Origin of the sequence: Bacillus sp. MYb209, assembly GCF_002975175.1 — a bacterium.
Lineage (GTDB): Bacteria > Bacillota > Bacilli > Bacillales > Bacillaceae_G > Bacillus_A.
Window position 1 is genome coordinate 60057 of the sequence record NZ_PCNZ01000016.1, and the last position, 12035, is coordinate 72091.

Consider the following 12035-nt stretch of genomic DNA (forward strand, 5'->3'; position numbering starts at 1 on the left):
TTTATGTAAAATAGAGGCAGGAAAATGGAGGGGTGTCTATGAAAAAGTATTTTATATACAATGAACATCTAGGAATTGAAGTGCCGAACATACAAGAAAAATGGGAAGACATCTCTGAACACGCGCAGCATTCTATTTTATTAAAATGGGAGCAAGTTCGCGGAAAAATACCTGATCGTATCAAGGAACTTGAGCACCATATTAACGCAAAACAACACCACTTAAATAACGAAGAAGACTTCGAAATTTCTTGCAAGCTAAATTCAGAAATTGCCGATCTTGCTTCAATTATTAACGATCTTTGGCTTTGGTATCGTCTAACCCAAAACGTATCTGAGGGAAAAGCACACCAATGAAAAAAGCATGCCCCTCAATTAATTTGGGTCATGCTTTTTTGCCGTAACAAGCTTTGCAATATATTTCTTGCGCCGTTTTTGCCAAACATACATCAAATGGGCCGACTAACAAATTTCTTTCTTTCGGTAACTTCACAAAAGCAACAAGCGCTTCTTCATATTCAATTTTTTTCTGACATACAACACATGTTAATTCTTTTCTTCTAAACATATCCTTAAACATACGCTCCTCACCTTTCATCTATTTATACTAATACACTCTCATAATAATTAAATCTTGTAAAAAAATGACACATTACAAAATAAGCCATTCATATACTATGTACAAAAGGAGGCCTCAAACTTATGCGAGCTTTCATTATTATCGCTTTAACTTTTTTAAGTGTTATTAGTTGGGATGCATTTTTTAAAGATAAAAGTGACGAGAACAATACAATTGAATAAAAACTCTTCTTTTCTTACTTATTGGACAAACTTCTAAAAACTGTCCAGTTCTACGAAATAACTTAGGCTTTTCTACAAAAATATTTAAACATAACAATTTTTGTAGATTCCCTCCGGTTATTGTCGGTTTCCATCCGCATACATTTTTTGAAAGTATGATATAATAATATAAATCTTGAAGGAAGGGATTTTGATATCATGATCGCTCGAAGGAGCATGTGGCATCGTATTGACGAATCATACACGTAGCGTATTTTTCAGCTCAGATACTTTAGTCTAGCGAAAAAAATACGAGAGTGGGGAAATTATGACTGCCCGAAGGATAATTTGGCAAAAAAAAGACTCTTCTTACACATAGCGTTTTGTTTAGGACTTAATTGTTACTAGCTAAACAAAACAAAGAAGAGCAGGATTGCTAAATGAAGAATCCTACTCCACGTTTTGTTTAGTCGCTTTAAGACTTAAACTAAAACGAAGGTAGGGAGAATTGATGGACGAGAGGATTATTCGTTATTTCTTCAGCGACATATAGCGTAGTTAGTTTTTTCGTAAACTAACTGAAAGCTACATGTGAGCTCGTAGTTAGTTTACAACACCAAAAGGACTACTAACTACGGAAAGAAGGAATAACGATGAGGAACATCCAAAGTCGACAAATTATTAAAGAAGTTTTTATGGTTTTAATCGGTTCATTTATTTTAGCAGCAGCGCTATATCACATTCACTTCCAAAACCACTTAACAGAAGGTGGCTTTGTAGGTATTGCACTATTTATCCAAAATTTTTATGATATTTCACCATCTATTTCAACTGTAGTAATGGATATCCCTATTATTTTACTATGCGCTTCATTTTTAGGTAGAAAAATGGTTGGCTATTCATTCTTAGGTTCACTTTCATTCGGAGTATTTTATTCCCTTATGGAAAATTATTCTCCTTTTACGGTAGATTTATCAAATAATTTATTTGTAGCTGCAGTAGTTGGCGGTGCGTTAGCTGGTATTGGACTCGGTTTTATATTGCGATTTGGCGGTGCAACCGGTGGAGACGATATTTTAACAATTATATTAAGTAAACGAACTCGGTTTACAATTGGGCAAATTTTCTTCGTCTTTGACGCGATTGTTCTTGCGCTTTCATTATATTATTTAAATTGGACAGAAATTGCTTTTACTATTCTTTCGATTGCCGTACAGGCAAAAACATTGGATTTAATTTACTATCCAAAAACAGAAAAGAAAGCAGCAAAGCAACCCGTTTCTATTCCAATGTCCAAAAAACATGCGACAAACTAAAAAGCGAAAGGCTTCGGCCTCTCGCTTTTTTTCATGCTCTCTTTTCTTTTTCTAATATGTAGCGTACTTGATAAAACTTATTTGCAAATTCAGTAACATTCCTCGTTAAGCGATAGTTCACTGTAGATCCAATTGCCATTCCAAGTACAGGAATACCTTGGAATAATTTGCGACGAAGAGCATAAATCGAAAATGTCTTCAAAATTTGTTTTAACACAACCTCAGTAGAAGCTGGCTTTAACACCTCTTCGTCTCCTTCATAAAAGAATGAATCTTCTTGCTCAAGTTCTCTCAGTAAATTGTACCATGCATATTGCTGAAGTCTCGCCGGCAATAATGCTGCGTGGAATACCTTTAACGCAAGCATCATTTCATACGGCTTGTTCACATCATGACCAAATGATGTTGCAATAAGTTGTACAGCCTTCACATTTAATGCAATCATAACCGGAAAATCAGCCGTTAATAATAATAGACCGCCAGCACCCGTTGCTCCGCCTTGTACGAATGAATATAGACGATGACGTGCTGTTTGCTGCTCTGCTATGTATGTTAATTGATCAATAGATAACGCCTTCAAATCTTCAAGTTGCTCAATTGATTCATCAAATAATCTCGACGTTCCTAAAATACGATTACGTGCATCTAACTGTGATTGTGAACTTTGAATAAGTGCATGCAAATGAAAGAGCCATCCATCTGCTTTCATAAAAAAGTCTTTTCGTTTTTTCTCAGGTAGTTTTGCAACTGTAGTATGCAACCACTTATCAAACATCTTTTGAAAATCGGTCGCTTCCTGCTCTACTAATTGCCCTTCCCACTCTTTTATATTTTCTAAAATGGCTTGTTCTCGCTTCGATCGCATCGCAACAACCACCTCGTTCGATTTTTTTCTATTGTAACATATTTCCGCTTGTTCTTTGCAAATATGCTTGTATATCTCCTATCACATACCATTTATTCAAAACATAAAATATCGGTGAGAAGAAAGAGGTGAATTACGTGCAGTTATCTAGCATTAAAAAAAATTATAATGCAGTATTCAGCTTAGGACAAAACTGCTGGCCTGCTTGGGCTTTATATCAGTTAGAGTTATCACAATTTTTCGGTGTGGTTAATTTTATGCTAAGCCCATCATTAGAAAAGGTGAACGTATTATTACAAAATCGTTTTCACCGTTTTTTAAATTTCGAAAACTTATCCTTTATCTCATATTGGGATGCTGATACTAAATTAAGATTAAGGGACAACCTTTATGAAATCGACTCCTGCCATGATTTTAAAACCGATGTAAATACACCAACTTCCTGGCCTTCTTATACAGATATTAAGTTAAACTATGAGCACCGAATTAATCGTTTTCTAACTACAATTGAAACAGAACAATCTATATTGTTTATTCGCACTGGAGGAACATATGAAGAGGCACATACACTTCAACTTATTTTATCTCAACTAGTAAAGTATAACTTCTCTGTCCTTTTACTTATCCCTGCCGATGTACCTACTATTATTGAGGAGGACTGGGGGCTACAAAATATTTGCGTTATGAACTGCCCAATTATGGACGTATACCAATATAACGAGAAGTTTTGGAAGGAGGAGCTCTTAGAAGGGGTTACAATTGGTTCGGATGCTTAAATACACGATGATTTTTATCTAGCACTACATTATAATCGTCCTTATACAAAACAAATAAGGAGCGATTATACATATGTACCCACGCGCAAAAGCTTTTGGCATTTCTATACATCACGATCAACTTCTCGTACAAGAATATAATATGGAAGACGAAATCTTTTATCGGCCTCTTGGCGGTTCAATTGAACTTGGTGAGAAATCAACAGATACCGTTATTCGAGAATTTAAAGAAGAACTTCATACAGAAATAGAAGTTACCGGTTATTTAGGATGCTTAGAAAACATTTTTTATTCGGATGAGGAAATTAGTCATGAGATCATTCAACTATATTCTTTGCTCCTATTAGACACATCACTATATGAAATGGAAATACTGAATATAAAAGATGAACAAACAGCGTCATACGCAAAATGGATTCCCCTCACTGCATTCATTCAAAAGGAAAAAATACTATATCCAGATCGAATTTTAAAATATATATAAAAGAAAAAAGACGAAATCCTTTAGGATCTCGTCTTTTTCATGCATATATTAACCAATATCTCCAAGACGTAATACGTCACGAGCAATCATAACTTCTTCGTCAGTTGGAATTACGATAATTTTTACTGGAGAGTGTGGGAAGCTGATAAATGCTTCTTCGCCATGAACGTTGTTACGTTTTGGATCGAAGTATACGCCCATAAACTCAAGGCCTTCTAATACACGCTCACGAATTAGAGCACTGTTTTCTCCAATACCAGCTGTAAAGATGATTGCGTCTACACCTTTCATACGAGCTGCATAAGAACCAATATATTTATGAATACGTCCTACGAATACATCTAGCGCTACTTCTGCACGGTGGTTTCCTTCTTCTTCCGCTTGTTCGATGTCACGTAAGTCACTAGAGAATCCAGAAAGACCTAGCATACCACTTTTCTTGTTTAATACGTTCAGAACTTCTTCTACAGTTTGACCTGTTTTTTCCATGATGTATGGAATTAACGCAGGGTCAATGTTACCAGAACGTGTACCCATTGTTACACCAGCAAGTGGAGTGAAGCCCATAGAAGTATCGATAGACTTACCGCCTTCTACTGCTGCGATACTTGCACCGTTACCTAAGTGACAAGAAAGTAGGCTTAAGCTTTCAATTGGACGACCTAATAATTCAGCCGCACGCTCAGTTACATATTTATGAGAAGTTCCGTGGAAACCGTATTTACGGATGCCAAATTTCTCATAGTACTCATATGGTAAGCTGTATAGGAATGCAGATTCCGGCATTGTTTGGTGGAATGCTGTATCGAATACTGCTACTGCTGGTACGTTTGGTAGTACTTCTTGGAATGCTTTAATACCAACAAGGTTTGCTGGGTTGTGAAGTGGTGCTAAATCGCTTAATTCTTCGATATCAGCTAATACTTCACCATCAATTAAAACAGAATCAGCAAATTTTTCGCCGCCGTGTACAACACGATGACCGATACCGCCAATCTCATCAAGAGATTTTACGATTCCGTTTTCAGTTAATTTCTTAAGAAGCATGTTAACTGCTACTGCGTGATCTGGGATGTTTGTAATTTCTTTTTGTTTTTCGCCATTTACAGTAATAGTGAAGATACTATCTTCTAAACCGATACGTTCTACTAAACCTTTTGTTAATACTGTTTCACTTGGCATTTCAAATAATTGGAACTTTAAGGAAGAGCTTCCTGCGTTAATCGCGATGATTTTTGACATCTAGTCTTTCGCCCCTTTTTCTCTTGGTAGTTGTGTGGATCATTCCACAAACCGCTCGATTTTATCTAATTAAATTCACTCATTATGAAAACGTTTCATCATTAGTAAATTTTATACTCACGATTTTAATTTAAACATCGTCCGACATATATTTCAAGTGAAAAAATTGTAACACCAAGAAAAAAAATATATTACAGATTTCAAAAAAATTCAGTTAAATCGTGTATATATTAAAAAATATTACATATCATATACAACTGTACTACATTAATTACTAACCCTGTTACATATACCTTGCATTACTTATGTGTTGCAAACCACGTATTTAGTTGATCCATAATGTTCTCCATAGCCTTCATGTTGGAGAATTTAGGTAATTCCACTAGTAGTGCCTGTTTCGGCATTATTACATCTTGGCCTTTCTTTTGGAGAACAAATATACTTTTTGCATTTTTCTCGTTTTTAAACATGGAAACAGGTAGCTGTAACAATCCTTGAATAAAGCATGTTTCTTTAATGAATGCATGTAGCTTTGGCGCTTGATCACTTTCAAAAATGAAGTTTGGTACTAAGAAGAATAAATACCCGCCTTCTTTCGTATGTTTCACACTTTGTTCAATAAATAAGTGATGCGCATATGACATTCCTTCATCTGCTTTTAATGTATATTCACTTGCACCGATTTCATTTGGATAGTAACCAATTGGCAAATCTGAAACAACTGCATCTACTGGATCGATATAAAGTGGTGCTAGTCCATCTTGATGGAAGAATTCGATTGCATGCTTTTGTAAATTCGCATTTACTAAAGCAAGTTTAATTAGCACTTCATCCACTTCTACACCAAATCCACTCATTGCTAGTTCTTCTTTGGCGCTATTAAACACTGTAGTCATTAAGTTACCCGTTCCAATTGCAGGGTCTAAAACAGTAATTTCTTTTTGCCCTTGCATAAATTTATGGAATAAGTAGCTCATGAACATCCCAACTGCATCTGGCGTCATTTCATGATTCGCTTGTACGCCTTCTTTCATTCCTTTTAAAATGGCTAGCTGAAATGCTTTACGAATTTCTTCCCCTTTATATGTTTCTTCATTAAACGTACTATATTCACGATTCAACCTTTCAATTGTTGATTCGGATAATTCCTCTTGTAAAATCGCTCCCTCAAACAAGTTATCACCTGTTTCTACAAGCGCCTCTAAATATGTTACATCTAATTCTTTACGTAAAACTACCGTAGAAGAATCAAAAATAGAAAATAATGTTTCTACTGCCTGACTCACGTACATTCCTCCTTCTCTCTTTTACACATAACTTATATCATACCATAATCTAAATTTTTCCCAAAAGAAAAAGCGACCTCTTGCAAAGAGCTCCCCTTCAAGTTGTTTATGATGTAACGTCTTTTCTCATATATTGGTTCAGTTAACAATAAATGAGAAAAGACGACCTCTTCTAAAGTGAAACTTTAATGAGAGGTCGTCTTCTTTTACATTACTTCGCCAATTTTGCTGCTTCTAATGCTGCTTCATAGTTTGGATGGCTTGTACCTTCGCTTACGTATTCTACGTAAACTACTTTGTCATTGCTATCTACTACGAATACTGCACGAGCAAGTAAACGAAGTTCTTTCATTACTAAGCCATAAGCTTCACCGAATGAAAGGTCACGGTGATCAGAAAGTGTCGCAACATTTTCTAAACCATTAGCTGCACACCAGCGTTTTTGAGCGAATGGTAAGTCAGCGCTAATTGTTAATACTTTCGTATTTTCAATACCTGCTGCATCTTCGTTAAAACGACGAGTTTGTGCATCACATACACCTGTGTCGATTGAAGGTACAACACTAATTAATTTCACTTCACCTTTGTATGTTTCTAAACTTACTGGAGATAAGTCATTTGCTAATACTTGGAAGTTAGGCGCTTGATCGCCAACTTTAACTTCTGTTCCAACTAAAGTCATTGGGTTACCTTTAAAAGTTACATTTGCCACTTAAAAATCCTCCCTTATTTAAACAAAATATGTACAATGTAAATGATAGTTTGTCCCTATCGATAATGCAAATAAAATCGCTTTATTTACAAAAAAATAAAGAAGCTAATCCATTGATTAGCTTCTTTACTCGTTAAATTTGAAATTCCGGATCATCTTCTTTTCGTTTATCCATCATTTCTTTCACTTTATCAACAGCTTGTGGCGCTAATTCAATTATTTTGTCAATGACATGTGTTTGTTTATCTAAATGTAAAACTTTCACACCTTCTCCATTTATAACGAGAAAGGCAACCGGGTTAATGGAAACTCCACCACCACTACCTCCTCCAAATGGATGACGACCAGAATGTTCTACTTTTCCAAATTCACTTCCACCAGCAGCAAATCCAAAACTTACTTTCGAAACGGTAAGAATTACACTTCCATCTGCTGCTTTAATCGGGTCACCAACAATTGTATTTACATCAGTCATTTGTTTTAAATGCTGCATTGCTGTTGTCATTAAACCTTGAATTGGATGGTCCATTCTATATCCCCCCTATGCTTGAACAGATTTATCTTCCATACCAGACTTTTGTTTTCTCATAAACATGAGTAGTTTTACCGCTGTTTTCACAGTACGAAATATATGAAAGGAAGCGGTTAGTTCACATCTTGATGCAAATCCCTTCCCTTGAAAAACAGGTGTAATTTCAAATTCTGGTACGTCGACAATATGCATATATTGTCCTACAACTCCAGCAGCCATTCCTTTTGTCCCCCATGCATATCCAGTGACAATTCCAGTACTAGCCGCATCGCCTGCTCCAATTTGTGAATGCCATTTCCAACTATTGATTTTCACTCGTTTGAGAAAATCTTTAACAATAGTATGAACTTCTTGAAGCTTTTTTATCAGTTCTCCAATGCTATCAAGTTGTGCCATAATTTTATTATCTATTCCGCCGTCTTCCTCAGCTTTTTCGACTTTCTGACCTGTCTTTTTCTGCTGTTTTTCAATTCTTTCCAATACATCAAACGTATATCGAATCATCCATATTTTCACTTGAAATAAACATTGCTTTTCCATTTCTGAATATAAAAACGTCACCTTAAGCGATATTTTCGATAATAGTATTAGCAAAATAAAAAGTAGAAGAATTATCATTCCAATTACGAGCCATTTCATTCGTACCATCCTTTCACTCCATACCCATTATCGACAAGTTTATTCATCATTAAACAACCTCTGATAAAATTGAATATAAAAATTTTTCTAAAAATAAAAAAGGGTTTTGACATTTCATATCGAAATATACTATTTGAGCATATCATTCAGAATACACTTTGATGGTATGCAGCACTAAAACTAGAAAATTTAACTGCAGTGGAGGGATACATAATGGCAGATCGTCGCAATTTATTTTTCTTTTATGGTGATGACAAAGTAACGCTCGTTGAAAAAATGAAACCAATATATCGTATTTTAGAGGAGAATGGATTTACCATATTAGATCATCCAAAAAATGCAAACGCTATCGTCAGCGTTGGAGATGATGGAACTTTCTTACAAGCCGTTCGTAAAACTGGTTTTAGAGAAGATTGCTTATACGCAGGCATTTCTACGAAAGATGAAATTTCTTTCTACTGCGATTTCCATATCGACCACATTGATACAGCCCTTCAAGAAATTACAAAAAACGAAATTGAAGTGCGAAAATATCCAACAATTAAAGTAGATGTAGATCACGGTACATCTTTCCATTGTTTAAATGAATTCTCATTACGCTCTAGCATCATTAAAACATTTGTCGTAGATGTACACGTCGACAATTTACATTTTGAAACATTTAGAGGTGATGGGTTAGTTATCTCCACACCTACAGGAAGTACCGCTTACAATAAATCATTACATGGTGCAGTTGTCGATCCACTTATCCCATGTTTCCAAGTAAGCGAACTAGCATCTTTAAATAACAACACATACCGTACACTCGGATCACCGTTCCTTTTAAATCACGAACGTACGTTAACTTTAACACTTAAACCAGATGGAAATGATTATCCTGTTATCGGAATGGATAACGAAGCACTTAGCATTAAGCAAGTGGAAAAAGCCGTTGTTCGTTTAAGTGATAAACAAATTAAAACTGTTAAATTAAAAAACAATTCCTTCTGGGAAAAAGTACAGAGAACGTTTTTATAGTAATAAAATAACCCTCGAATTATGGGATTTCCATAATTCGAGGGTTATTTATTTATCAAATGCCACTTCACGCTGTTTCACAAAATATTTTGGAACAAGGCAACAGTATATGAAATTATATTAACGATTTTTCAAATATATCTATCACAACTCAAAATATATCAACGATTTTACCCAAAATATCGATTTACCAACAAAAAGTGGCTAAATCATCAACCTATCTAAAAAGAGGAAGCATCACCAAAATGTATTTTCGGAGCCGCTTCCTCAAACTTTTAGACGTCTTTTCTATAAACAATCTCCCCATCAATGACGGTCATTTCTGCCTGTACTTCTTTTATTTCTTCCGCCTCAATTTCAAAAACATTACGATCTAATATCGTAAAGTCTGCTTCATATCCTTTTGTAATTTGTCCTCGATTTGCTTCTTTTCCAATTGCATACGCACTTCCTTTTGTAAATAAAGAAACTGCCTCATATACCGTTAATCTTTCTTCTCGCATATAGCATACGCCGTCAATAAAACTTCTACGTGTAACAGCACTATATATGCCTAAAAACGGATTCACTTGTTCAATTGGAGCATCAGATCCTCCGTTACAATGTAATCCTGCATCGAGTAATGTCTTCCAGGCGTATGCATAGCGAAGACGATGTTTCCCTAGTTTTTCAATAACTGACGGAAAATCCGATGAAACAAAGACGGGCTGAATATCAATAATTGCTTGCAAACTCTTCATTCTTTCAATTAATTCTTCACGGGCAAGCTGGCAATGAATAATGCGGTCACGTAATCCTTCTGCTGGTGGATATAATTCAAGCGCATCAATGACATATTCTAGCGATAAGTCACCGATTGTATGAATGGCAACTGACATATGTAAATCACGTGCTTTCTTCACTAATCCTGCAAGCTCTTCACGTGAGAAAATCGCAACTCCATTCGTTTCCTGCGCATCTTCATACGGCTCACTTAATAAAGCTGTTCTTCCGCCGAAAGAACCGTCAGAAAAAATCTTCATCGCTCCAAATTCAATATAGTGCTCATTTTCATATTCTTTTCGCTCATTCGCTACTTCATGATGAACGAGCAAATGTGCTTTAAATCGCATTTCTTTTATAACGTGTGAAAACGCATTGTACGTTTTTTGAAAGCCGCCATAATAATTTAAATCTTCCGTGTGCCCGCCAACGAGTCCGTATTGCCAGCAATCTTTAATCGCTGTTTGCAGAGCTCTTTGTAAATACGCTTCATCAATGGCAGGCTGAACATGTTTAATCAATTCTTGCCCTTGTTCATATAAGAGTCCTGTTAAGTGATTAGAGGCATCACGACCAATTTTTCCGCCTTTTGGATCTTTCGTCTCTTCCGTTATGTTCGCTTCTTGCAATATGTATGAATTCACCCATGTCACATGACGACAAACGCGCTTTAATAAAATCGGATGTTCTTTAGAGATTTCATCTAAATCCCGTACATGAACTTGTTTTGTATCTGTAAAATTATTTTCATTCCATCCTTCTCCGATAATCCACGTCCCTTGTGGAGCTTCTTCTACTCGCTTCTTAACAAGGGTAAGCACTTCGCTATAAGATGTACAATTTGATAAATCTAGACGAAGCAACCTCTCTCCATACCCAATAAGATGCATATGGCTATCAACGAGACCTGAAATCATTGTTTTTCCTTCTAAGTCATGCAACTTCTCCACAAAATATCGATTTTCTAACTCTTCCTTATTCCCGATATCCACAATTATGCCATTTTCAACGTAAACAGCTTCCACTTTTTCGTTTTCTTCTCGCATTGTATAAATGGTTCCACCATGCCAAATTTCTCCCATATACTCATCCCCTTTTTCCTTTAGTCTACGAAATTAGAACGTATAAAAAAAGCACCATTTCGATTAAAAATGGTGCTTTTCTAAAAATTAATTTTGTTCAGTAGGATTCGTTGTAATTTGCCATTCAATATTAAATTTATCTTTTACTTGTCCGTATGCTGGGCTCCAGAACGTTTCTTGAAGTGGCATGATAACTTCTCCACCTTCTTGTAACTTATCAAATACCTCTTTTGCTTTTTCTGCATTACTAATTCGAATTGCAATCGTTACTTGAGATCCAATCGCATGCCCTTTACCTGGGAATGTATCAGAAATCATAAGTTCTGTATTACCAATTTTTAAATGAGCATGTGCAACGCGCTCTTTCGCTTCAGCTGGAATAGGGTATTCTGGATTTTCAGGCATATCACCAAAAGTTTGCATTACTTCTACTTTCGCATCTAACGCCTCTTTATAAAGCTGTACAGCTTCTTGCCCACTACCATCTAAAACTAAGTACGGATTAATACCTAAAATCATACGGACACCTCTTTTTTTAGTTTA

Annotated in this window: 14 protein-coding genes; 5 read left to right on the top strand and 9 right to left on the bottom strand. The window is 35.7% G+C overall.

Going from position 1 to position 12035, the window contains the following annotated elements; genetic code table 11:
- The first annotated feature begins 38 nt into the window (after window positions 1-38).
- Window positions 39-356, top strand: a complete 318-nt coding sequence (locus CQZ94_RS20480) for a radical SAM protein (protein WP_105586829.1) — start codon at window positions 39-41, stop codon at window positions 354-356.
- A 28-nt stretch (window positions 357-384) separates the two neighbouring features.
- On the opposite strand, the gene CQZ94_RS20485 is transcribed toward CQZ94_RS20480, so the two are convergent.
- Window positions 385-579 carry a hypothetical protein gene (locus tag CQZ94_RS20485; protein ID WP_105586830.1) on the bottom strand — a complete coding sequence of 65 codons (195 nt, stop codon included), beginning with the start codon at window positions 577-579 and terminating at the stop codon, window positions 385-387.
- Between the two features lie 853 nt (window positions 580-1432).
- Here CQZ94_RS20485 and CQZ94_RS20490 point away from each other — a divergent pair.
- The gene (locus CQZ94_RS20490) at window positions 1433-2095 is read left to right on the top strand and encodes a YitT family protein (RefSeq protein ID WP_002112250.1); all 663 of its coding nucleotides are present in this window, start codon (window positions 1433-1435) and stop codon (window positions 2093-2095) included.
- Between the two features lie 31 nt (window positions 2096-2126).
- Here CQZ94_RS20490 and CQZ94_RS20495 read toward each other — a convergent pair whose 3' ends face one another.
- The gene (locus CQZ94_RS20495; RefSeq protein WP_105586831.1) at window positions 2127-2960 is read right to left on the bottom strand and encodes an EcsC family protein; all 834 of its coding nucleotides are present in this window, start codon (window positions 2958-2960) and stop codon (window positions 2127-2129) included.
- Between the two features lie 137 nt (window positions 2961-3097).
- Between CQZ94_RS20495 and CQZ94_RS20500 the strand changes: the two genes are divergently transcribed.
- Entirely contained in the window at window positions 3098-3736 is a 639-nt protein-coding gene (locus tag CQZ94_RS20500) for a DUF1796 family putative cysteine peptidase (RefSeq protein WP_105586832.1), read from the top strand.
- 73 nt (window positions 3737-3809) lie between these two features.
- The gene (locus CQZ94_RS20505) at window positions 3810-4220 is read left to right on the top strand and encodes an NUDIX hydrolase (RefSeq protein ID WP_105586833.1); all 411 of its coding nucleotides are present in this window, start codon (window positions 3810-3812) and stop codon (window positions 4218-4220) included.
- Between the two features lie 48 nt (window positions 4221-4268).
- On the opposite strand, the gene ackA is transcribed toward CQZ94_RS20505, so the two are convergent.
- The 5 genes from ackA to CQZ94_RS20530 all read right to left on the bottom strand — a co-directional run bounded on the left by ackA (window position 4269) and on the right by CQZ94_RS20530 (window position 8640).
- Window positions 4269-5462, bottom strand: a complete 1194-nt coding sequence (gene ackA / locus CQZ94_RS20510) for an acetate kinase (RefSeq protein ID WP_105586834.1) — start codon at window positions 5460-5462, stop codon at window positions 4269-4271.
- 299 nt (window positions 5463-5761) lie between these two features.
- Window positions 5762-6748, bottom strand: a complete 987-nt coding sequence (locus CQZ94_RS20515) for a class I SAM-dependent methyltransferase (protein ID WP_142395883.1) — start codon at window positions 6746-6748, stop codon at window positions 5762-5764.
- Window positions 6749-6959: 211 nt separating this feature from the next.
- Window positions 6960-7460, bottom strand: coding sequence for a thiol peroxidase (gene tpx / locus CQZ94_RS20520; RefSeq protein ID WP_105586836.1), 501 nt, complete (start codon window positions 7458-7460; stop codon window positions 6960-6962).
- 133 nt (window positions 7461-7593) lie between these two features.
- On the bottom strand, window positions 7594-7989 hold the full coding sequence (gene ytfJ, locus CQZ94_RS20525) for a GerW family sporulation protein (RefSeq protein WP_000350005.1): 396 nt from the start codon (window positions 7987-7989) through the stop codon (window positions 7594-7596).
- Between the two features lie 12 nt (window positions 7990-8001).
- Window positions 8002-8640: a DUF2953 domain-containing protein gene (locus CQZ94_RS20530; RefSeq protein WP_105586837.1), complete on the bottom strand. Its 639-nt coding sequence runs from the start codon at window positions 8638-8640 to the stop codon at window positions 8002-8004.
- A 204-nt stretch (window positions 8641-8844) separates the two neighbouring features.
- Here CQZ94_RS20530 and CQZ94_RS20535 point away from each other — a divergent pair, with 204 nt between their 5' ends.
- Window positions 8845-9648 (top strand): NAD kinase, encoded by an 804-nt coding sequence (locus CQZ94_RS20535; RefSeq protein ID WP_105586838.1) that lies wholly within the window; start codon window positions 8845-8847, stop codon window positions 9646-9648.
- Window positions 9649-9923: 275 nt separating this feature from the next.
- Here the strand turns inward: CQZ94_RS20535 and CQZ94_RS20540 are convergent, their stop codons facing one another.
- Both CQZ94_RS20540 and CQZ94_RS20545 read right to left on the bottom strand, forming a co-directional pair.
- A complete protein-coding gene (locus tag CQZ94_RS20540; RefSeq protein WP_105586839.1) occupies window positions 9924-11492 on the bottom strand; it encodes an amidohydrolase in 1569 nt (522 codons plus the stop codon).
- A gap of 87 nt (window positions 11493-11579) precedes the next feature.
- Complete coding sequence (locus CQZ94_RS20545; RefSeq protein ID WP_105586840.1) at window positions 11580-12011, bottom strand: VOC family protein; 432 nt, start codon at window positions 12009-12011, stop codon at window positions 11580-11582.
- Window positions 12012-12035: the final 24 nt, after the last annotated feature.